Origin of the sequence: Proteus faecis (assembly GCF_030286765.1) — a bacterium.
In the GTDB taxonomy this organism is placed as follows: Bacteria; Pseudomonadota; Gammaproteobacteria; order Enterobacterales; family Enterobacteriaceae; genus Proteus; species Proteus faecis.
Window position 1 is genome coordinate 147,151 of the sequence record NZ_JASVWV010000004.1, and the last position, 21,212, is coordinate 168,362.

The window sequence follows — 21,212 nt, forward strand, 5'->3', positions numbered from 1 at the left end:
TTAACGCAAAATAATAAAACCAATAATAACTATCCTTTGTAAAGGTTTTTAAACTATGTCTACAACGCCTCAAATTTCGAGCCGCACTCTTGTGCTCATTGTCGTTTCTATTGCAATAAATATGATCGGTGGTCAAATCACCTCAATGGTCAAACTTCCTATCTTTTTAGACTCTCTTATTTGTGCCTTATTAGGTGGCCCATGGGTTGCATTATTTACTTATAAAAAATAACATCCTTACGTCATTTTTTTATTTAGAAATCACTCAAACAATATATTAATTTAACTTTTTTCCTCACCAATAATGTGTTTTTGACTAAACAATAATTAACTTTACTTCTAAGTAAATCATCTCCAATGTGAAGGCATAATAACATTATAAATATTATTAAAGTTTTCTTTCATATAATAATTCATTGTTGAAAAAAGGATATCAGTACATGTAAATGCCTTATCTAAACCTAACAATCTATTTCCCCAATTATTAAAACAATCATTCATTAGATCCACATTTAATTCACTTGCTTTACTCAGTAACGCATAAGCGTAGCTTCTTAATATTTCAGGTGATTCGCTTTCTGTGCCAAATACAGCATTAGATGAGTATTTAACAAAAAGCGTTGCGAGACTTAATAAATATTTGGCCTTTTCTTCATTATTTAGTGACTCAATCTCTAAGCTTTGACAAAGCTCGTGATAATGCTCTTCTTTCAATGAGGCATGTTTAATATTTTCATTTGAAAAAACCAAGAACATTTTAAATATGTCAGCTAATTTTTGTTGATTCTCAATACTAACTAACTTTTGTTCAGGAATAATAGCATTACCTATAAAAGCAGAATAAAATTGATTATAGAAATTATCTAACTTTAACATTGGTAATATCTTATTACACATAACCTTATTAATATTTTTATTATAATTATTTTTAAATATTTTAAAATCATTATTAAATAAATCATAATAGTTAATTCTCTCCATAGCTTGATTTTCATTATCAATATAGAGGAAAAAATTATTCCACCTTATTTCATGCTCTGTATCATGCGAAAATAACATATTTATTAAATTTTCATGGCTAATTATAATAACATTCCTCTTATTAGAATAATATTTATTATCACTAAGAAGAATGTAGTTATTATAATCTTTTTCACTCCAATCTACTTCATGATTTCCATTACCAAAATCTTCTTTTTCAACAAAAGGTTTAACAGTTTTCAAATCAAGATACTTTTTATATAGTCTTCTGGCTTTTTCTTGGATATCGTTATTCTCATGATGAAGAGACAATACCATTAACTCAATAAATTCATTATTATTCGTTATCATAAAATCACCACAATTTCGTGTCATTCTATAATGAGACCTTCCATCCTTATAAAGTTCAGAAACCACATCTAAATAAAACGACAAATTTCTTTTGAAGAATCCATTTTGAAATAAGTTGCTATAAAAATGATCATTTCTATATTTAACTCTAAATAAATACTTAGTAAGCTCATAGATTTTTTCATCATCAAGATAATATTCTTTAGATAAAACATTGTCTATTATTAAGTCTATAATAAGTAGATTATTTATAGATTTAATATTTCTATCATTTTGTTTAATAATAGAATTCATCATAATTGTTATTTTTTTCATAAGAGATATTTTTATTTTATAGTATTTATCATCTATAGAATTAATGGTATTAAATAGTGTATAATTGCTCAAACTTCCATCTATTAATGCTAAAAATAAAAATTCATCACTAAATTTTATTTCTGCATCATCAAGCTTTGCATTTGAATAATTAGCATCGCTTAAATAAACTTTAGCACCGGTCAAATCACAATTTATAAATATTGAACCATTTAGCTTTGTTTGCGTTAAATCAACACCTTTAAGATTAGATCCTGAAAAATCAACACCTTTATTTTCCCGATTTTCATCAATACTATACGAAGAAATAAAGTTAGCCTTTCTGAGATCTTTATTTTTTAGATCAACACCAATTAGATTTTCATTACTAAAATCATATGGGCGCTTAAATGGAGTAGAGGATCCAGTTAATCTTATTACTCCTCTTTTTTTATTTGTATAATCATTTCTAATTTTCTTTATTTCATTAGACAATGAAATATATTTAGTTAACTTTTCATGCTGGAAAATTTTATTACCAGAGCATTTTTCTAATTTTAATTTTTCACTTGTTGATTTTATTATTAATATTTTTTCTGCAAATTGTATATTACTTAAAGAAGGATTACGCTTCGCGAATTCAACAGCAGCTACAGAGCTTCTCATTACATGAGCCTTAAGATATAAATATATATTATTCATAATTAATACCAATATATGGTCGATTAAAAATGATAAGAATCCAGATAATATTCATACACGATCCTATCATTGATTATTAAACAATTTGATTACTTAATTTCTGCACCCACTAAAAAAATAGTGTAGCGAATATTTTGCTATAAAATTTTTTATCACCAAAACGTTATTCTCTATTCCCCCTTGCGATTTTTCTATTAATAATATGTTGCAATTATTTTATATTTTATAGATGTAAACTAAAACTAAGCTTTATCTTATCGGGTTTGCTACCTTTAACATCTAAAATAACGCTGACTTACTAATTTAGTACAATAAATCATCAGGATAACTATTATGTTTCAACCTTAATCGCACTTCTCTACTACACGTTTTTTGCTGTTAGATTATTACCTGATGAAGATGTGATTGCGGTATTACGCTTTGCAGGACGCGAAGAAAATCGCTATCTTACGGGTAAATTTGAAGTTGTCTCACTGATTGGCACATTAGATAACCAAGGCGAACATCTTCATTTAGCCGTATCAGATGAAAATGAAATTATGTGTGGTGGACATATGATGCCAGGTTGTACAGTGCGCACGACGCTAGAGCTCGTTATTGGTGAGTTAGAGCAAGTGACTTTTAGCCGTCAGCCTTGTGAATACTCTGGTTATGAGGAGTTGGTCATCACACCGCGTTAATCGTCTTTTTACAAAGAACCTTATTAACGCAAAATAATAAAACCAATAATAACTATCCTTTGTAAAGGTTTTTAAACTATGTCTACAACGCCTGAAATTTCGAGCCGCACTCTTGTGCTCATTGTCGTTTCTATTGCAATAAATATGATCGGTGGTCAAATCACCTCAATGGTCAAACTTCCTATCTTTTTAGACTCTATCGGTACACTTATTTGTGCCTTATTAGGTGGTCCATGGATTGCATTATTTACTGGATTATTAACCAACCTATTATGGGGATTAATTAGTGGTCCAATGGCGGCTGCATTTGCACCTGTTGCTATGATGATAGGATTAAGTGCAGGTTTATTAGCGCGTGCGGGAGGTTTTCGTTCATTAATTCGCGTTATTGGCTCAGGTATTATTATTACTTTAGCGTTAATGATTGTCGCCGTTCCAATTCGTACTTATTTATTTGGTGGAGCCACAGGCAGTGGTGCAGATTTCTTTGTCGCTTATTTTCATGCGGTTGGTGAAGGGCTGATTGAATCCGTTGCAATCACTGTATTAGGTGCCAATCTCGCCGATAAAATATTATCAGCGATTATTGCTTGGTTATTAGTCCGTCAATTACCGCAAAGGACACAACGTAGTTTTCCTGCAATGGCTAAGGTTCGCTGATAATGCATCCCTTTACCTCACTGGCATTATGGCTTTGGCTAAGTGCCAGTGTGCTTTTCTTATCACTAAGCTTACCACTGCTGATTATTAGCAGTGGTACTTTTATTGGCTTATTACTTTGGAAAGCCTCTCGCTGGCGTTGGCGTCTTATTGCATGGCTGATGATCCCCATGGCGATAGGCTTATGGTTAGTTCATAGTGGTTGGCTTGCTTATTGGTTAACGGGTGGCATTTTAGATACCAGTAAACAAACTATGGCAATAACGCTATGGCTAAGATTATTAGCAATAATAAGTGGTGCTCAATTGTGGTTACAATACACTTCAACCGAACAATTTATTAGAGCCTTATTTGCTAGCCGTCTACCTATGAGCCTTTCCTATTTATTTGCGGGTCCTTTGTTACTTGTAGAACAGCTACACCAACAATTGCACAATATAAGAGAAGCACAGTTAGCACGTGGTGTACCTCTTGATGGTTCATTTTGGCAACGCCTAATAACATTACCAGCCATTATCCTACCACTGATTAGCCATGTATTAAGTGATTTGACTATTCGTAGTGCTGCATTAGATATGCGAGGATTTCGTATTATTGCCAAACGTACCACGCTTTCTCCTCCTGTCGATACACCACTACAAGAGATGCTACGCTATTTTATTTTACTGCTTATCTTTGTTGAAGGAGCTATTTGGCTATGGTATTAAATCTTCAGCAATTTAGTTTTACCCCCAAAGGCGATGAAAAACCTATTCTTGGCCCTATTGATCTGCAACTAAAACAAGGGGAATGGCTTGTTGTTTTGGGAGGAAATGGCAGTGGAAAAAGCCTTCTTGCCCAACTATTAGCAGGTTGGTATCCCGATTTATTAACAGGCTCAGTGCAAGGCTTAGGTACTGTGCAAAACATTGCTCTAGATAAGAGTCGGTTAGTATCACTGGCTCCAGGAAGACAACTTGTCCAACAATCCCCTCAATTACAACTTTCAGGTTGTGCTTTTACAGTAGAACAAGAGATTGCTTTTGGCCCTGAAAATTTAGGGTTAAGTGATAATGAAGTTCGATTTCGCGTAAAAGAAGCAATGATATTAACACAATGTGACAACCTTCGTTTTCGTCACCCTTCTACTCTTTCAGGCGGAGAAGCTCAGCGTGTTGTAATTGCAAGCGCCCTTGCTATGCACCCTAAATTATTATTACTTGATGAAGCTTTTAGTCGTTTAACACCTAATGCAACACAACAATTGCAACAACGCATTAAACAGTATGCACAAGAGCACAAATGTAGTGTGATTATTTTTGAACGTAATTTATTACCAGCAATAACACTTAGTGAACAATTTTTATTATTAGAAGCAGGAAAAACAAAAGTAGCAGGCGCCTTAGAAGATATATTTCCTTTTTTATTTACAACAATTAATGCACCTGATGCTTGGCTAGCTTTAAATTGGTTAATTGAAAATCATCATTGGAATAAAAATATTGTAAATAACGATAAAGCTTTACTTAAGGCTTTTAAGGAATTTTATGTTACAGCTTGATAAAGTAACTTATCGTTGGAGTGAAGATGTTCCACCCTGTATTTCTCAATTATCTTTAACGTTAAATCAAGGGGAATGGATAACACTCGTTGGTGATAATGGTGCGGGTAAATCAACCTTATTACGTTTAATTGCAGGATTGTTAACACCGAATGAAGGTGAAGTAACTCTCAACCATCAGTCATTATCTCAAATGAAAGCAGAGCAACGTGCTCAGTATATTGGTGTATTATTCCAAGAGCCTGAACGACAAATATTTCATAATACCGTAGAAAAAGAAGTCTCTTTTGGCCTAAAACAACGCAAGTTTTCTAAAGAAGAGATTAAAAAACGTTTAGATGAAACATTAATGCTTTGTGGTTTAAGTGATGTTGCTGATGTTCACCCTTTAGATTTACACGCAGGTCAACGCAGAATGGTTGCTGTTGCAAGTTTGAGTATTTTATCTCCTCAAATATTACTGCTTGATGAACCGACTCGTGATTTCGATGCATATTGGCTAACGTGTTTTGAGAACTGGCTTCAAGTGCAAAAAACATTAGGCACATCTGTTCTTGCTATTAGCCATGATCTTGATTTTACGGCACGTCATTTTCAGCGGGTTATCCATTTATCTTCAGGAAAACTGATTGCTGATGGCGCCCCTGAAAGCGTATTAATGAGTTCAACGCTGCAATCTCTTTCAGATATACCTGCACCTACGCTATACTCATTAAGCCAAAAGTTAAAATTACCGATGAAAAACTCTCCCATTGAATGGGCTAAAATGCTAGTTGAAATGAATAAAAATCGTAAAATTAACTCATAATACTCTTAAGGTTTATTTATCTATTATTAGTCTTCCTTGTTGTTTATTTTGTTGCTGGAGATAATAAAATGGAACTGATTCACTCCCTATTAAATTCACTGGGTCATTTATCTCCTATTACACTTTTTCTTTCCATAATATTAATCACAGCTGGAAAATCGACTATTGGTATTTCTTCATTTTTACCTCCTGCATCTTTAATGTTGATCTTTATTTTTAGTGCTTGCTTACCTCTTTATTCGCCTGTTTTTCTTTGGTTAGCAAGCAGTTGTGGCGCACTTTTAGGCTCAATTATTAGCTATGAATTAGGTCGTTCTATTTATCGATTTCCTCGACTTAGAGCATGGGTTAAGCGTTATCAGACAAAAATTAATCGTGTTCAGCAACTATTGAAAAATAAAACTCACTACATCTTATTTATTTCTCGATTCCTTGCAGTATTTCGTTATTTAACTCCTTTTAGTGCCGGCTTACTAAAACTACCCACATACACTATTTATATTACCAGTGCTATTTCTGCATTAATTTGGTCAGCGATGTTTGTGCTGATTGCGACAGGTGTACTTTCCATTGTGCTATAAGTTCTGCAATTATTGCTAAACGTTACTTATTTTCTTAACACTAAAATAGCCTATTTTTCTCCTTTCTTTATCAGATGATTTAACAATTTTCTGATCCCTCTATTTTTTCATTTTATTTTTTATTATCGATAAATAGGCTATTTTTTAGCTCATTTTATCGTTTCGCTAGCAAGTTATTGATATTTTCTTTTGTGTTTTATGACTATCACCATAATTATGATTAAAAATTGCATAATTACTATATTGATCACAAAATGTTATTTTTTTGTTTTGATTTAATTAATCAACCTCACAATTTCTTAACGTTCCTTATTTCTATAAAAGTTGTCATGTTGTATACAAGTTGGTGTGAAACATTCACCTGCGTTTTTATGTACAGGAACAACATCATGAGAATAAGAAAAACAAAGCTTGCCATCGGTATTGTTGCTGTTATTGCTGTTGTCTCATTAGCAGTAATCGGCAAAAAAGAGAATGCGAATAAACAATTTCTCTCTGTAGCAACCGCTTCAACAGGAGGAACGTATTATCCGATGGGAGTAGGTTTAGCAAACGTATGGAGTACACATCTTAAGGATAGAGGTGTTCAAGTTACAGGACAATCTTCTGCAGGCTCAATAGAAAATATCTATTTAATGCAGAAAAATGAAGCTCAACTTTCAATACTGCAAAGCCTTTTAGCCGTAGAGGCTTATGAAGGCGTGCGTAATTTTGAAGGCAAACCAGAAAAAGATCTGCGTTCAATTTCTATGTTATGGCCGAATGTTGAACACTTTGTTTTAATGGATAACAAAGTAAAAACTGGTACGTTAGACGATATTCGCGCAACTAGCTTTTCTGTAGGCCCTCAAGCCAGTGGTACTGAACAATCCACGATTATTATTCTTCAAGGCGTTAATTTAACTAAAAAAGATATCACACCTGAATATCTAGGGTATGGCGATACCGTTTCGGCCATGCGCGATGGTCGCCTTGATGGTGGTGCATTACCTGCTGGGGTGCCCGCTTCTGCGGTAACTGATATGTACGCAAGTGGTGTCAGTGCAAAATTACTCGAAGTCACAGATAAGCAGCTTGATGATATCAATCATGTAGCGAATTCATGGTTTCGTTTTGAAATCCCCGCCAATACCTACCCTCGTCAAACTGAAATGGTCAATACGATTGCTCAACCTAATATCTTAATGACCACAACTACCATTGATGATGCTCTGGTTTATGAGTTAACAAAAACCATGTTTGAGAACCTTCCTGAGGTTCATCAAGTCCATAGTGCAGCCAAGTACATCACCACAGAAAATGCATTAAAAGGTGTTTCTGTACCATTACATTTAGGGGCTTACCGCTACTACAAAGAAATCGGATTAGAGATCCCTGATTACCTTATTCCACCAGAAGCTCAAACGCAGACTAATAATAAATAACAGGAGTGAGTTATGACTAACAATGACCACCTAACTCCGGTAGAGCCACCTGCATTAGATAAAGAAGCAAGCTCCGGCAATCGCCAACTTGCAGGTATTTACCTGAAAATTACCACGACTCTTGCAATATTAATTTCGCTTTACGCTATTTATTCCAACGCATTATCAAATACTCAAGAATTTTACCGTAATACTATTTTTCTTAGCGGTATTTTAATTTTAGGCTTTATTTTATTTCCATTCTCTAAGCGTTTTTCAACGCCTAAATTTAATGGATGGGATTATCTTTTTATTGCTTTAACACTAATCAGTTATGGATATTTTTTCTTTAATTACGTTGATCTTCACGTTGTAAGAAAAAGTATTCCAAATACTACCGATTACGTCATGGCTATATTAGGAATTATTGTACTGTTTGAAGCAGCAAGAAGAACTACTGGATATTTCATTCCAGGACTTGCAACTTTTGCCATTATCTATGCTTTATTTGGCCAGTATTTTATGGGTATTTTCGGTCATGCAGGGTTCTCTGTAGAAAGATTGTTATATCGTTTATTTATGACCAGTGAAGGCATTTTTGGGATCACCCTTTCAACTGCCTCAACAGCGATTGTTGTCTTTATTCTTTTTGGCTCGTTCTTAAGTGTCAGTGGTGCAACAGCACTGTTTAATGACTTAGCACTTGCTCTTGCGGGACGTCGCCGTGGTGGCCCTGCTCAAGTCGCGGTTATTTCATCCGCTTTAACTGGTTCATTAAGTGGTAGTGCTGTTGCCAACGTTGCAACAACGGGTACTTTTACCATTCCTTTAATGAAGAACATTGGATTGACACCTCGTTTTGCTGGTGCCGTAGAAGCGACGGCATCAACAGGCGGTATGATAATGCCACCTATTATGGGGGCTGCTGCATTTATTATGGCAGGGTTTTTAGGTATTTCTTATACCACCATTGTTATTGCAGCGATTATTCCAGCATTGCTGTATTACGCAGCCTTAATTATGGCAATTGATATCGAAGCCAAAAAACAAGGATTAAAAGGTTTAAGTAAAGAGAATATTCCACAAGTTAAAGCCGTATTGAAAGCACGAGGTCTATTATTACTACCTTTAATTATTGTTATTGGCACCTTATTAGTGGGGAAAACACCTATTTATGCTGGCTTTTTAGGTATTCTGACCATTATAGTGGCAAGTTGGATAACGCCTGATAAATCAGTCCGAATGACCTTAACTAAAGTTGCTGATGCTTTAGCTGAAGCAGCTCGAGGCTCTGTTCAAGTAACGGTTGCTTGTGCTGCTATTGGCGTCATTATCTGCGTTGTTACAATGACAGGTATTGGTGCAACATTAGCCTTTAATATTGTCTCAATGACAGATAACACCTTATGGATGATCTTATTAGTCGTTATGCTGGTGTGTATTGTATTAAGTATGGGCTTGCCTTCGACAGCGTTATATATTGTCGTAGCCGTTACAGTGTCACCTATCTTAATTAAGGCGGGTGTAATGCCTTTAGCCGCTCACTTCTTTGTTTTCTGGTTTGGTGCTTTATCCAATATTACCCCACCAGTGGCATTAGCAAGTTATACTGCAGCGAGTATTGCAAGAGCTGATCCAATGCAAACCTCATGGGATGCGGTTCGTTTAGCACTTCCAGGTTTTATTATTCCGTTTATTTTAGTCTATAACCCTGCTTTACTGATGCAAGGCGATAATTTAGGTGTACTTTCCATTGGATTAATGGTTATTAGTGCATTAATCGGAATTTATGCACTCAGTATCGCAACGGCAAACTTCTGGATGATTAAAACAACGTGGTTTGAGCGTATTGCATTTGCAGCCGCGGCAATTCTAATGATTAAACCGGGCTTATATACCGACCTTTTAGGTGTCGCCTTGATCCTATTAACCGGTGCATTCCATTTATTACGGTCTAAAAAACAGTTAACCAATATGGGGCATGTATCTGGAGAAAACTAGATGATACAAAAGATCTCACGCCAAAAAGCGTCGCATCAAATTCTTGAGCAGATAAAGCAAAATATTAGCAACGGAACTTACCCTATTGGTGAAAAGTTACCTTCTGAAAATGTACTTGCTGACGCCTTTGGCGTCAGTCGAGTCCCTATCAGAGAAGCATTAGGTGTCTTAGAAGCGAGTGGAATTATTACCTCTCGTCAAGGTGGAGGGCGACGAGTTATAGACCATTCTATCTTGAGTAAATATGAACCTATTGTAATGGAAATTGCACGTCCTCAAGAGATAGATTCTTTGCTTGAAATGCGTGAGGTCATTGAACATGAAGCGGCTGCTATTGCCGCTTTACGTCGGACACCAGAAGAATTACTTACTATTGAAAACGCGCATCAAGCCTTTATTTTAGCAACCAAAAAAAATAAAAACATTGGTCATGAAGAAGATTATCAATTTCATCGTTCTATTATGGTCGCTTCCCATAATCCTTTTTTTGTTCGGATCTTAGATAACATGCATGAACTTTATCTTGGGGTATTAATGTATTCATTAAGCCAAAATAAAGGTCGAGAAATAGAAACAGAACGTGTTATTGCAGAACATGAGGCAATTGTTGAATCAATACGCCAACAAGATCACGATGAAACAAGCCATAGAATGCGTCTTCATTTAACCAATGTACGTGGCAAATTAAAGCGTTTACAACAAAAAATCAGTTAACTCACTCTTTGTAAAATGGATAATATTATGACTTATGACGTTATTATCATCGGTGCAGGATTAGTCGGATTAGGCGTTGCCAGTGCATTACAAGAAAGCCAACCTGAACTTAAATTACTGGTGATTGATAAAGAATCAGGCCCTGCTGTTCACCAAAGTGGGCATAACAGTAATGTTGTTCATTCAGGAATTTATTACACGCCAGGAAGCCTTAAAGCAAGGTTAGCAAAACAAGGCAATATTACGACATATGCGTTTTGCCAACAACATAATCTCTATTATGACCGTTGTGGCAAAGTTATTGTTGCTACCAATGAAGCAGAGTTAAAAGCATTAGAAAATATCTATCAACGTGGCATCGAAAATGGGCTTGAAGTGATCAAAATGACGGAAGCTGAGCTTAAAGTCAGAGAGCCTTATGTCAATGGTATTGCAGCTCTATTAGTTCCGGATGCAGGTATTGTAAATTACCCTGAAATTGCGGCGAAACATGTTGAAATTATTCAATCACGAGGTGGAAAATTTGCGTTTGGACAAGCGGTTACAGCCATTAATGAAACCGATGATACTGTCACCATCACAACATCCAATAATCAATTTACAAGCAAATGGTTGATTAACTGCGCCGGCTTATTTAGCGATCGTATTGCTAAAATGGCAGGCTATGACACAGGTATGAAAATAGTCCCATTCCGTGGTGAATACTTTATGCTTAATAGTAATAAAAACTACTTAGTAAACCATCTTATCTACCCTGTACCTAACCCTGATTTTCCCTTCTTAGGTGTACATTTTACGCGCATGTATAACGGACATCGCGATGTGGGGCCTAATGCGGTATTGGCATTTAAACGTGAAGGCTATAAAAAAAGCGATATTAATTTAAAAGATCTTGCTGAAGTGCTCACTTATAAAGGATTTTGGAAAATTGCTGGAAATTATTTAGGTGAAGGAATGGCAGAGCTTCGTCGCTCATATTCACGAAAACTATTTACGGCAAATGCACAAAAACTCATTCCTGATTTACGTGAAGCAGATATTCATCCAGGCCCTGCGGGTGTTCGAGCACAAGCGTTAACTCGTGAAGGGAAATTAGTAGATGATTTCCACTTTGTAAAAGGCAAACGCTCACTACACGTTTGTAATGCCCCATCACCTGCTGCAACGGCGTCTATTGAAATAGGCCGAGAAATAGTAAAAGAGCATTTTTCTTTATAATTGAAAGAAGATACTGCGAGTAAAAATAATAAATAGCACTGAAACTCATCAGTGCTTTTTATATCACTCACAACACTCTTTTAGCGCTTCATTTATTAGCCACTGCTGAAATATTTCCATTGATGCAGTCATTGGCTTTGACTTTAAATATGTTAGCCAATATTTTCCTAATTCAACTTCTATTTTAAAGGGCTGTACTAACTGTCCATTCTTAATTTCTCTTGAAAACATTTTTGCTGGAGCTAATGCAACTCCCCCTTCATAAATTGCACTTTCAATCATTAAACGTGAAGAGTCAAAAATAGAACCCGTTATTTTTATCGGTGATATTTCTGCTTTTTCAAACCATTTTAACCACTCATCTTCTCGATATGAGCGATATAAATTTTCATTTATTAAGTCAGTCGGATGTTGTAAACGCTTCGCTGTATCTGATGAACATAACACCGTCAATGGTGCAGGAAATAGTGCCTTATTATGTGTCAATGGCCATAACCCCTCACCAAATCGAATAGCAAAATCCAATCCTTCGGTAGCTAAATTAACCACATTATTATTGGTTCTCAAATTTACTTCTATTCTTGGATAGAGTTGCCTGAATTCAGTCAATCTGGGTAACAACCATCCCACAGCGAATGTGCCGACAGCCGCAATGGAAACCACATCTCGATATTCACCGCGTTCAAATTGTTTAAATACACGCTCAATATCACTAAAAGCTGTTGTTAATACAGAAAATAAGATCTGCGCGTCATCCGTCATTTCTAAGCCTCGAGGTAACCGCTTAAAAAGAGTAACACCAAGTCGATCTTCTAACATCCTCACTTGTTGGCTAACAGCCCCTTGAGTGACATACAGCTCTAATGCCGCTTTGGTAAAATTAAGATGTCTTGCTGAAGCTTCAAATGCACGTAATGCATTTAGGGGGAGATGAGTTCGCATAGTACGCTTAGTCATTAGATTTTCTATAAGCTAAGGTGATTTATTATCGATTGTCAATAAATCAATTAAATAGGATATTGCACCGTATAAATAAACGGCTCTATATCTACGCAATAACTGTCTATTTATATTGATATTTTCTTCATTAAATTAATATGAGCAACAATAACTATGTTTAAAAAAACATTTCGCCAAACTGCTGCGATCGCAGTTTCATTAATATCTCTATTGGCATCCCCCACTCTATGGGCTAACACCAATAATACAATTGAAGCGCAATTAAGTGAGCTTGAAAAATACAGTCAAGGTCGTTTAGGGGTGGCTTTAATCAACACGGAAGATAACTCACAAATAACATACCGTGGTGAAGAACGTTTTGCGATGGCAAGTACAAGTAAAGTTATGGCTGTTGCGGCTGTTTTAAAAGAGAGTGAAAAACAAGCGGGATTATTAGATAAGAACATTACGATTAAAAAATCTGACTTAGTTGCTTACAGTCCTATTACAGAAAAGCATTTAGTAACAGGAATGTCTTTAGCTCAATTAAGTGCGGCTACATTGCAATATAGCGATAATACAGCCATGAATAAAATATTAGATTATTTAGGTGGTCCAACCAAAGTCACTCAATTTGCACGTTCAATTAATGATGTAACTTATCGTCTAGATCGTAAAGAGCCTGAATTAAATACAGCAATTCATGGTGATCCTCGTGATACGACGTCTCCAATTGCCATGGCTAAAAGCCTTCAGGCATTGACATTAGGTGACGCATTAGGTCTATCTCAACGTCAACAACTTGTTACTTGGTTAAAGGGTAATACAACAGGTGATCACAGTATTAAAGCGGGTTTACCAAAACATTGGATTGTTGGCGATAAAACCGGCAGTGGTGATTATGGTACGACTAACGATATTGCCGTTATTTGGCCAGAAAACCATGCACCATTAATTTTAGTCGTTTATTTTACACAACAAGAAAAAGATGCAAAAAACCGTAAAGATATTATTGCTAAAGCTGCTGAAATTGTCACAAAAGAGTTTGCCAATTCATCTCAATCAAAATAAATTTCTTTATTGATAATCTAAATAAGAAATTAAATATAATAATAAAGCTATTTATTAGCTCCATTATTAAAGCGGGATAATTTAACTTATCGTTACAAAAAAGTAGTTATAAAAAAGCCTCCGTTAAATTAACTAGAGGCTTTCTCTACTAACATATTATGTGATGATTAAAAATCAACTAAACCTAGATGATTAGAAAATTAAAGTGGTAAAGCAAAACTCACTTTTACCGTTTCCATTGGTACTTCTGTTTTTATACTTTGGATGCTTGGAATTTGCGTTAAATAATCGGCATGAAAACGACGATATGTTGCTAAATCTTTCGTCACTATTCGAATAAGAGCATCGCATTCACCCGCCATTAAATGGCACTCAACCACTTCAGGTAATACCTTGATAGCCTTTACAAATTCTTCAATAGTTTCAGCATCTTGTGCTCTAAACCAAATTCTTGCAAATAAAGATAATCCCGCATCAACCTTACTACCATCTAATACAGCAACATAACGAGTGATCACACCCGATTCTTCGAGTAAACGCACACGACGAAGACAAGGAGAAGGTGAGAGTCCAACCTCTTTTGCCAGCTCAATGTTCTGGATTTTGCCATCACGCTGAAGCACCTGCAAAATATGTTTATCTATTTTATCTAATTTTATTGACATCAAAGATTAACCTTAATTCTATTTGTGGAATTTTATTGCCAATTAATTCTTTTTGTTAGCAACAAAGCAACCCGATTTTTTCGAAAACATCATATAATCTTTCCGCTAAATTTCACAGCAAAAACGATCTTCCTCTTAAACTATCTCTGTCAGGTGAAAAGATGGAATTTAACACTTTATTATTATTTGCACTGACTGTTCTACCGCTGATATGTACACCTGGGCCCGATATTCTTTTTATCTCCTCCCAAGGACTATCCGGGGGTATGAAATCAGCATGGATTGCCAACACTGGCGTTATATCAGGCTATTTAACTCATGCATTATTGAGCGCATTAGGGCTTGCCGCCTTAGTATCAGCATCCCCCATTTTATTTCATTTACTTAAATGGGTTGGTGTGTTTTATATCAGTTATCTTGCAGTCAAAATGTTGATATCCGCCTGCAAAAAAGGCCAATTAGCTCTCGATGCCTCAAAAACCTCACACTTATTTCGTAAAGGTTTTTTAACTAGTTTTCTTAATCCTAAAGGGCTATTAGTTTATCTGGCTATTTTACCAAACTTTATTGATCATCATAATGATATCGCAACACAATCATTGCTGTTATCTGGGATATTTATCACGACTTGTTTAATTATTTATGGTCTACTCGGCACCTTTTTTGCTTATATTGGCTTAAAAGGCGGTTTAAGTGAAAAACGTCGTCGCTATAACGATGGTATTGCAGGTGGATTACTCACTTTTGCGGCAATTAATTTGGCTTTAAATTAGCCTTAATCCTAAGCACTATTTATTATTCTAGTCAGTATTTGACCACAAGAATGCCTCTATTTAAGTGGTCGAATATCTGACCATAATAATTGGCAATTTGCGGTTAACGGCTTTATTTCACCTTCTCGAATATCAGGTAGCCACCAAGCCCCCTGTCCTTTCGATAAACTTTGGCAAGTCGCGCCTAGTAAAGTCCATTCACCTTGAGTGACATAAATTAACCCTGCATGAGAGCTAGGCAAAATAAGCGGTTGTGTTACTAAGGTCGTCTCTGCTTTCCAGCATGTTTGTCGCACCATAATATTTAGGCACTTTACGCCGCCTTTAATAAGCTCAGATTTAACATAGATATCACCTGAAAAATCAAAAGGCTGATAAGCATCTGTAACAGAATGACTAAGAAAATCTGGACTAATTAAATTGATACCATTACCTTCTAACAACACTATTTGCCGTTCAATGTCAGGAAACTGTCCTAATGAGCTATTTTCTTCGATAGAGGTTAAACACGCTCGCCATGAAAAATCATTATTAACTGGCCAGCACACAATTTCTTGCGTTGTGCCTTTTTGATTATTCCATGATATAAACGGTAACTCTTGTTGATCAAAACAACGTAGCTTCATTGTATCCTCCTGCAATATCTGGCTATCAGTCTGATAATGAGGTTAAGGATTAATCATTGGAGATTACCGCCAATAAATCAATAGTTAACTTTTAAAAGTGTGCACTGACGTCAGCTATTTACGTCGTAATTTCTTGCACCCTTCACCAATTATTTCCATTCCTTTTTCAGTACGACTATTCCATTGAAAAGAAGAGTTTAAACGAAATGCATGATCAAATTGGGAGCTAGTGGAAAACATTGAACCTGGAGCAATACTGACTCCTCTTTCTAATGCAAAGTGATAGAGTTTATTCGCATCAAATGTTGATTCAAACTCTAACCAAAGAAAGTATCCTCCTGATGGAATATTCACTTTTACATCTTCTGGTAAATATGTTTGTATTGCCTGTAACATGCGATAACGTCTTTGTTCTAATAATAATCTTAATCGGCGAAGATGCGTATCATAACCACCTTGTGACAAATAATCGGCAATAGCTTGTTGTGTTGGCATACTCGCAGATACTGTACTCATCATTTGCAACTGCTGTATTTTTGTTGCGTGTTTTCCAGCAGCAACCCAACCCACACGAAATCCCGGCGCAAGACATTTAGAAAAAGAAGCGCAATGTAAAACGCTATTTGTTTTATCAAAACCTTTTACTGGCATAGGTGCTTTCTGGCTGTTATAGAGTTCACCATAAACATCATCTTCGATTAGCGTTATCTGTTTCTTCGTTAATATGTCCACCAGCCTTATTTTATTTTCATCAGGCATTGTTCCACCTAACGGATTTTGACAATGGCTCATCAACCAACAGGCTTTAATTTCGTATTGCTCAACCACTTTTTCGAGTTCATCTAAACAAATTCCTGTTACTGGATCTGTTCTAATGGCAATCGCTTTTAATCGTAAACGCTCTATTGCTTGTAATGCACCATAAAATGCAGGTGATTCAATCACAACCCAATCACCCGGTTCAGTAACAGCTTGCAAGCTAAAACTTAGTGATTCCATTGCACCAGCCGTAATGACAATTTCATCTGGAGAGACATGAATGCCTTGTAATGCATAGCGTTGTGCAATGTTACGGCGTAACTTTTCATTTCCCGGAGGTAGATTAATCACTGAACTTTGGGGCGCTAAATGTCTTGCAGCAGAAGCTAACGCCCTACTTAATTTAGGCTGAATAAATAAGCTGGGATCGGGGAAAGCGGAACCAAAAGGAATAATAGCAGGATCTTTACACGCTTGAAGTACATTGAAAATAGAGGTGCTTATTTCAACATTTTCACTCATATGTAACCCTTTGCTAGCTGTCACTTGACCAAAGCGGTTGTTACGATGTGCAACGTAATAACCTGATTGTGGTCGCGCAGCTATCCATCCTTGGCTTTCTAATAGCTGATACGATTGTAAAACCGTCATTAAACTTAAACCTGACTGTTTCACCGTATCCCGCAATGAAGGTAAACGGTCGCCAGATTGCCAAATATTATCTTCAATTTGTTGGCGTATTTGCGCTGCAAGCTGTTCATATCGAGTCATATAAAACTGTTTACCTCAAAACTGTTATAGTCATTTTTAAACTTATTGTCACTATTATAGCTTACTGTCATATGGTCTACTAATCCACACGATTTACCTGCAATTTACATTTTTATATCAATAAAACGAGGTTTTTTATGCTTGGATTAAGTGCCTTTGATTTGGCGCGTATCCAGTTTGCGTTCACCGTTTCTTTCCATATTATCTTCCCCGCAATTACTATCGGACTGGCTAGTTTTTTAGCTGTATTGGAAGGTTTATGGTTAAAAACGCGCAATAAGGATTATTTAGCGCTATTTCATTTTTGGTCAAAAATATTCGCAGTTAACTTTGCGATGGGCGTTGTATCTGGTTTAGTCATGGCCTATCAATTTGGAACCAACTGGAGTTTTTTCTCTGATTTTGCGGGCTCAATTACAGGCCCTCTACTCACTTATGAAGTGCTTACCGCTTTCTTTTTAGAAGCCGGTTTCTTAGGTGTGATGTTGTTTGGCTGGAATAAAGTTGGTGAAAAACTTCATTTTTTTGCAACCTGTATGGTGGCATTAGGTACATTAATGTCTACGTTTTGGATCTTGGCTTCAAATAGCTGGATGCAAACACCACAAGGATTTGAAATTATAAATAACCAAGTTGTTCCAATAGATTGGATAGCTGTTATTTTCAATCCATCGTTCCCTTATCGCCTTGCTCATATGGGGGTCGCAGCTTTCCTTGCTTCCGCCTTCTTTATTGCTGCATCTGCCTCATGGCATCTACTCAAAGGCCATAAAACATCAGCCATGAAAAAGATGCTTTCAATGTCTTTATGGATGATTTTAATTTTAGCGCCTATTCAAGCTCTCATTGGCGATGTCCATGGGTTAAATACGTTAAAACATCAACCCGCGAAAATAGCCGCGATTGAAGGTCATTGGGAAAATAAACGAGGAGAAGCAACACCATTAATTCTCTTTGGTATACCTGATATGGATGCCGAAGAAACAAAATATAAGATAGAAATTCCTTATCTTGGTAGCATGATCTTAACTCATAGCTTAGACAAACAAGTTCCAGCATTAAAAGAGTTTCCTAAAGAAGATCGACCTAACTCACTTATCATTTTCTGGTCTTTCCGCATTATGGTTGGCCTTGGCATATTAATGATTTTCATCGGTGTTTGGGGAACTTGGCTACGATATAAAAAGAAACTTTATGAATCTAAAACTTTCTTACGCTTAACGTTTTTAATGGCGCCTTCAGGACTTATCGCTATTCTTGCCGGTTGGTTTACAACAGAAGTAGGACGTCAACCTTGGGTTGTTTATGGCATACAACGGACAAGAGATGCCGTATCTGCACATGGTGAAATGCATATGAGTATAAGCTTGCTGATCTTCTTGGTCGTTTATAGCTCTGTATTCGGTATTGGATATGCCTATATGTTAAAACTGATCCGCAAAGGTACACCGGAGGTTCATCATGGGAATTGATTTACCAGTTATTTGGTTCATCATTATCGTATTTAGTACGCTAATGTATATCGTGATGGATGGTTTCGATCTTGGCATCGGTATGCTTTATCCATTTATTAAAAGTGACCAAGATCGTGACTTAATGATGAATACCGTTGCCCCTGTATGGGATGGTAACGAAACATGGTTAGTTCTAGGCGGTGCAGCTTTATTTGGCGCCTTCCCATTAGCTTATGCAGTTATTCTTGATGCTTTATCAATGCCTTTAACATTAATGCTTGTTGCACTAATTTTCCGTGGTGTCGCTTTTGAATTTCGTTTTAAAGCTGACAACAATCATAAAGGGTTTTGGGATAAATCATTTATCTTTGGCTCTATCTTAGCCACCTTTATGCAAGGTGTTGTTGTTGGTAGCGTTGTTCAAGGTTTACCGGTTATTAACCGCGCCTTTGCGGGTAGCTATTTTGATTGGTTATCTCCTTTTCCACTCTTTTGTGGGTTTGGGCTAATTATTGCCTATTCATTATTAGGATGTGGCTGGCTGATTATGAAAACTGAAGGCCATCTACAACAAAATCTATATAAGGTTGCTTCCTCTCTTACTCTCATGATGCTTGCCGTTATTGCAACCGTCAGTGTATGGACACCATTAGCACAACCTTCAATTGCAGAACGTTGGTTCACATTACCAAACCTGTTCTTCTTTTTACCCGTTCCTGTTTTAGTGTTGTACAGTACTTGGTTAATTTTGCGTTCAGTGAAAAAACAAGGACATTACCTGCCTTTTTTTGGTGCGCTAGCTTTAATTTTCTTGGGTTTTTCCGGGTTAGGGATAAGCATTTGGCCTAACATTATTCCACCTGCAATTAGTTTTGTAGACGCATCGGCTCCACCAGAAAGCCAAGGATTTATGCTAGTTGGTGCACTGTTTATCATTCCTATTATTCTCGTTTACACATTCTGGAGTTATTACGTTTTCAGAGGAAAAACAAATTATGAAGAAGGTTATCACTGATCCACAAATACAAAGTAAACCCTCATTATTAAAAAAATGGGGATGGTTAATTACTATTTGGTTTTGTAGTGTTTTAGCCTTATTCGCTGTTTCTTCCTTCTTTCGGTTTTTAATGACGTTAGCCGGAATGAAAGTCAAGTAAAGGTAAAGTATATACAGCAAGATAATTAACACCGAATACGATAAACTATAAAATAAAAGTAAAGAAAGGGCTGGAGTTATCTTCAGCCCTTTTATCTTTATTTAAGATAGTGAACGACTCTTTAATGTCATTAAAACTTAACCTATTCTTATTAAATACTCTTTTAGTAACTAATTTTATATAAATTGCTTTGTTATAAACATAAAACACAAAAGCAAATATTTTTATTTATCCATAATTAACTAAATTTAAATCAAACTCCTTGATAAAATCACTTTAAATACATCATTTTTGATTAATAATAAGAGATAAAATCTTTTTTATGTGTTTATTTCGATAAATAAAGATATAAACAATCCTGTAAAAAACTATCTCCTCTAGAAATAAGCTGGAATGAATGTTGAATTAAGTTTCCAAAGTAATTATGATATCGCCGCCTAGCAGGTTCATATCTGTATTATTTTATAAAGACACACCAAATGTGTCATTTAGATATGCCATATGATTAATTCAAGAATTAAATCCACTCCCTATTAAAAAGGATGGATAATGGATGATGTCTGTTCAAAATACATATTTTGATAATTTAGATTTATCTTAATTGCTAAGAAAGATCACTTACACTAGGCTTACTCATTGTTGCTACTAAATTAAGGATGAAATCATGAATTGGTATTTGGAAGTCATTAAAAATAATTATGCTAACTTTTCAGGACGTGCTCGCAGAAAAGAATATTGGATGTTTACTCTAGTAAATACCATTATTATTACCATCCTATATGCTATTGTGATTTCATCAATAGACATGAATACGGGTGAAATGAGTGGATTAGGTTCAATTGTTGGTATCATTTTAGGTATTTACTCTTTAGCTATTATTATCCCTAGCCTTGCAGTGACTATTCGTCGCTTCCACGACCAAGATAAATCAGGTTGGATGTTCTTACTTGCATTTATTCCTGCTGTTGGTGGATTAATTGTTTTCGTCTTTATGTGCCTTGAAGGTACTAAAGGTGACAACAGATTCGGCCCAGATCCTAAAGCTTAATCTATTACTGAATGAA

The 21,212-nt window shown here is 35.8% G+C and carries 20 protein-coding genes and 2 pseudogenes; 17 read left to right on the top strand and 5 right to left on the bottom strand.

What is annotated here, in order from left to right; translation table 11 throughout:
- Window positions 1-55: 55 nt before the first annotated feature.
- Window positions 56-220 (top strand): annotated as a pseudogene (locus QSH13_RS07730) (ECF transporter S component); the annotation flags it as partial.
- A gap of 128 nt (window positions 221-348) precedes the next feature.
- Here QSH13_RS07730 and QSH13_RS07735 read toward each other — a convergent pair.
- Window positions 349-2,328 carry a pentapeptide repeat-containing protein gene (locus tag QSH13_RS07735; RefSeq protein ID WP_286039007.1) on the bottom strand — a complete coding sequence of 660 codons (1,980 nt, stop codon included), beginning with the start codon at window positions 2,326-2,328 and terminating at the stop codon, window positions 349-351.
- A gap of 347 nt (window positions 2,329-2,675) precedes the next feature.
- On the opposite strand from QSH13_RS07735, the gene QSH13_RS07740 reads away from it, so the two are divergent.
- From QSH13_RS07740 to lhgO, 10 genes and pseudogenes are all read left to right on the top strand, one after another.
- Window positions 2,676-3,008 (top strand): PCC domain-containing protein, encoded by a 333-nt coding sequence (locus tag QSH13_RS07740; RefSeq protein ID WP_196544351.1) that lies wholly within the window; start codon window positions 2,676-2,678, stop codon window positions 3,006-3,008.
- A 78-nt stretch (window positions 3,009-3,086) separates the two neighbouring features.
- Window positions 3,087-3,668 carry an ECF transporter S component gene (locus QSH13_RS07745; protein ID WP_196544345.1) on the top strand — a complete coding sequence of 194 codons (582 nt, stop codon included), beginning with the start codon at window positions 3,087-3,089 and terminating at the stop codon, window positions 3,666-3,668.
- A gap of 2 nt (window positions 3,669-3,670) precedes the next feature.
- Window positions 3,671-4,375, top strand: coding sequence for an energy-coupling factor transporter transmembrane component T (locus QSH13_RS07750; RefSeq protein WP_196544344.1), 705 nt, complete (start codon window positions 3,671-3,673; stop codon window positions 4,373-4,375).
- Window positions 4,366-5,208, top strand: a complete 843-nt coding sequence (locus QSH13_RS07755) for an energy-coupling factor ABC transporter ATP-binding protein (RefSeq protein WP_196544343.1) — start codon at window positions 4,366-4,368, stop codon at window positions 5,206-5,208. Before QSH13_RS07750 ends, QSH13_RS07755 begins: the two co-directional genes overlap by 10 nt.
- Window positions 5,195-5,836, top strand: a pseudogene (locus tag QSH13_RS07760) (energy-coupling factor ABC transporter ATP-binding protein); the annotation flags it as partial. The gene QSH13_RS07755 and the pseudogene QSH13_RS07760, both read left to right, overlap by 14 nt.
- 248 nt (window positions 5,837-6,084) lie before the next feature.
- The gene (locus QSH13_RS07765; RefSeq protein ID WP_109397620.1) at window positions 6,085-6,597 is read left to right on the top strand and encodes a DedA family protein; all 513 of its coding nucleotides are present in this window, start codon (window positions 6,085-6,087) and stop codon (window positions 6,595-6,597) included.
- 389 nt (window positions 6,598-6,986) lie between these two features.
- Window positions 6,987-8,021: a TAXI family TRAP transporter solute-binding subunit gene (locus tag QSH13_RS07770; RefSeq protein ID WP_286039006.1), complete on the top strand. Its 1,035-nt coding sequence runs from the start codon at window positions 6,987-6,989 to the stop codon at window positions 8,019-8,021.
- A 12-nt stretch (window positions 8,022-8,033) separates the two neighbouring features.
- Window positions 8,034-10,001 (top strand): TRAP transporter permease, encoded by a 1,968-nt coding sequence (locus QSH13_RS07775; RefSeq protein ID WP_109397622.1) that lies wholly within the window; start codon window positions 8,034-8,036, stop codon window positions 9,999-10,001.
- Window positions 10,002-10,715, top strand: coding sequence for a FadR/GntR family transcriptional regulator (locus QSH13_RS07780; protein WP_109397623.1), 714 nt, complete (start codon window positions 10,002-10,004; stop codon window positions 10,713-10,715).
- Window positions 10,716-10,730: 15 nt separating this feature from the next.
- A complete protein-coding gene (gene lhgO, locus QSH13_RS07785; RefSeq protein WP_109397624.1) occupies window positions 10,731-11,933 on the top strand; it encodes an L-2-hydroxyglutarate oxidase in 1,203 nt (400 codons plus the stop codon).
- A 63-nt stretch (window positions 11,934-11,996) separates the two neighbouring features.
- On the opposite strand, the gene QSH13_RS07790 is transcribed toward lhgO, so the two are convergent.
- Complete coding sequence (locus QSH13_RS07790) at window positions 11,997-12,875, bottom strand: LysR substrate-binding domain-containing protein (RefSeq protein ID WP_109406528.1); 879 nt, start codon at window positions 12,873-12,875, stop codon at window positions 11,997-11,999.
- Window positions 12,876-13,046: 171 nt separating this feature from the next.
- Here QSH13_RS07790 and bla point away from each other — a divergent pair, with 171 nt between their 5' ends.
- Window positions 13,047-13,943 carry a class A beta-lactamase gene (gene bla / locus QSH13_RS07795; RefSeq protein WP_109397625.1) on the top strand — a complete coding sequence of 299 codons (897 nt, stop codon included), beginning with the start codon at window positions 13,047-13,049 and terminating at the stop codon, window positions 13,941-13,943.
- Between the two features lie 200 nt (window positions 13,944-14,143).
- On the opposite strand, the gene QSH13_RS07800 is transcribed toward bla, so the two are convergent.
- A complete protein-coding gene (locus QSH13_RS07800) occupies window positions 14,144-14,608 on the bottom strand; it encodes an Lrp/AsnC family transcriptional regulator (protein ID WP_023582027.1) in 465 nt (154 codons plus the stop codon).
- 161 nt (window positions 14,609-14,769) lie between these two features.
- Here QSH13_RS07800 and QSH13_RS07805 point away from each other — a divergent pair, with 161 nt between their 5' ends.
- Window positions 14,770-15,381: a LysE family translocator gene (locus QSH13_RS07805; RefSeq protein WP_072064053.1), complete on the top strand. Its 612-nt coding sequence runs from the start codon at window positions 14,770-14,772 to the stop codon at window positions 15,379-15,381.
- A gap of 56 nt (window positions 15,382-15,437) precedes the next feature.
- On the opposite strand, the gene QSH13_RS07810 is transcribed toward QSH13_RS07805, so the two are convergent.
- Window positions 15,438-16,007, bottom strand: a complete 570-nt coding sequence (locus QSH13_RS07810; RefSeq protein ID WP_286039005.1) for a HutD/Ves family protein — start codon at window positions 16,005-16,007, stop codon at window positions 15,438-15,440.
- Window positions 16,008-16,121: 114 nt separating this feature from the next.
- Complete coding sequence (locus tag QSH13_RS07815; protein ID WP_109397627.1) at window positions 16,122-17,537, bottom strand: aminotransferase-like domain-containing protein; 1,416 nt, start codon at window positions 17,535-17,537, stop codon at window positions 16,122-16,124.
- 137 nt (window positions 17,538-17,674) lie between these two features.
- Between QSH13_RS07815 and QSH13_RS07820 the strand changes: the two genes are divergently transcribed.
- The 4 genes from QSH13_RS07820 to QSH13_RS07835 all read left to right on the top strand — a co-directional run bounded on the left by QSH13_RS07820 (window position 17,675) and on the right by QSH13_RS07835 (window position 21,196).
- Complete coding sequence (locus QSH13_RS07820) at window positions 17,675-19,009, top strand: cytochrome ubiquinol oxidase subunit I (protein WP_286039004.1); 1,335 nt, start codon at window positions 17,675-17,677, stop codon at window positions 19,007-19,009.
- Complete coding sequence (cydB, locus tag QSH13_RS07825) at window positions 18,999-20,006, top strand: cytochrome d ubiquinol oxidase subunit II (RefSeq protein WP_286039003.1); 1,008 nt, start codon at window positions 18,999-19,001, stop codon at window positions 20,004-20,006. The genes QSH13_RS07820 and cydB overlap by 11 nt, the downstream gene beginning before the upstream one ends.
- Window positions 19,987-20,148, top strand: a complete 162-nt coding sequence (locus QSH13_RS07830; protein WP_109397630.1) for a DUF2474 domain-containing protein — start codon at window positions 19,987-19,989, stop codon at window positions 20,146-20,148. The genes cydB and QSH13_RS07830 overlap by 20 nt, the downstream gene beginning before the upstream one ends.
- Window positions 20,149-20,812: 664 nt before the next feature.
- Window positions 20,813-21,196, top strand: coding sequence for a DUF805 domain-containing protein (locus tag QSH13_RS07835; protein ID WP_006536506.1), 384 nt, complete (start codon window positions 20,813-20,815; stop codon window positions 21,194-21,196).
- The last annotated feature ends 16 nt before the right edge of the window (window positions 21,197-21,212 follow it).

Excerpts from the sequence above, each read along its gene's own strand:
- cydB (WP_286039003.1), top strand. The coding sequence starts at position 18,999 with ATGGGAATTGATTTACCAGTTATTTGGTTCATCATTATCGTATTTAGT.
- QSH13_RS07770 (WP_286039006.1), top strand. The coding sequence starts at position 6,987 with ATGAGAATAAGAAAAACAAAGCTTGCCATCGGTATTGTTGCTGTTATT.
- QSH13_RS07805 (WP_072064053.1), top strand. The coding sequence starts at position 14,770 with ATGGAATTTAACACTTTATTATTATTTGCACTGACTGTTCTACCGCTG.
- bla (WP_109397625.1), top strand. The coding sequence starts at position 13,047 with ATGTTTAAAAAAACATTTCGCCAAACTGCTGCGATCGCAGTTTCATTA.
- QSH13_RS07780 (WP_109397623.1), top strand. The coding sequence starts at position 10,002 with ATGATACAAAAGATCTCACGCCAAAAAGCGTCGCATCAAATTCTTGAG.
- QSH13_RS07765 (WP_109397620.1), top strand. The coding sequence starts at position 6,085 with ATGGAACTGATTCACTCCCTATTAAATTCACTGGGTCATTTATCTCCT.
- QSH13_RS07775 (WP_109397622.1), top strand. The coding sequence starts at position 8,034 with ATGACTAACAATGACCACCTAACTCCGGTAGAGCCACCTGCATTAGAT.
- QSH13_RS07735 (WP_286039007.1), bottom strand. The coding sequence starts at position 2,328 with ATGAATAATATATATTTATATCTTAAGGCTCATGTAATGAGAAGCTCT.
- QSH13_RS07750 (WP_196544344.1), top strand. The coding sequence starts at position 3,671 with ATGCATCCCTTTACCTCACTGGCATTATGGCTTTGGCTAAGTGCCAGT.
- QSH13_RS07810 (WP_286039005.1), bottom strand. The coding sequence starts at position 16,007 with ATGAAGCTACGTTGTTTTGATCAACAAGAGTTACCGTTTATATCATGG.
- QSH13_RS07820 (WP_286039004.1), top strand. The coding sequence starts at position 17,675 with ATGCTTGGATTAAGTGCCTTTGATTTGGCGCGTATCCAGTTTGCGTTC.
- QSH13_RS07800 (WP_023582027.1), bottom strand. The coding sequence starts at position 14,608 with ATGTCAATAAAATTAGATAAAATAGATAAACATATTTTGCAGGTGCTT.
- QSH13_RS07835 (WP_006536506.1), top strand. The coding sequence starts at position 20,813 with ATGAATTGGTATTTGGAAGTCATTAAAAATAATTATGCTAACTTTTCA.
- QSH13_RS07830 (WP_109397630.1), top strand. The coding sequence starts at position 19,987 with ATGAAGAAGGTTATCACTGATCCACAAATACAAAGTAAACCCTCATTA.
- QSH13_RS07745 (WP_196544345.1), top strand. The coding sequence starts at position 3,087 with ATGTCTACAACGCCTGAAATTTCGAGCCGCACTCTTGTGCTCATTGTC.
- QSH13_RS07815 (WP_109397627.1), bottom strand. The coding sequence starts at position 17,537 with ATGACTCGATATGAACAGCTTGCAGCGCAAATACGCCAACAAATTGAA.
- lhgO (WP_109397624.1), top strand. The coding sequence starts at position 10,731 with ATGGATAATATTATGACTTATGACGTTATTATCATCGGTGCAGGATTA.
- QSH13_RS07790 (WP_109406528.1), bottom strand. The coding sequence starts at position 12,875 with ATGCGAACTCATCTCCCCCTAAATGCATTACGTGCATTTGAAGCTTCA.
- QSH13_RS07755 (WP_196544343.1), top strand. The coding sequence starts at position 4,366 with ATGGTATTAAATCTTCAGCAATTTAGTTTTACCCCCAAAGGCGATGAA.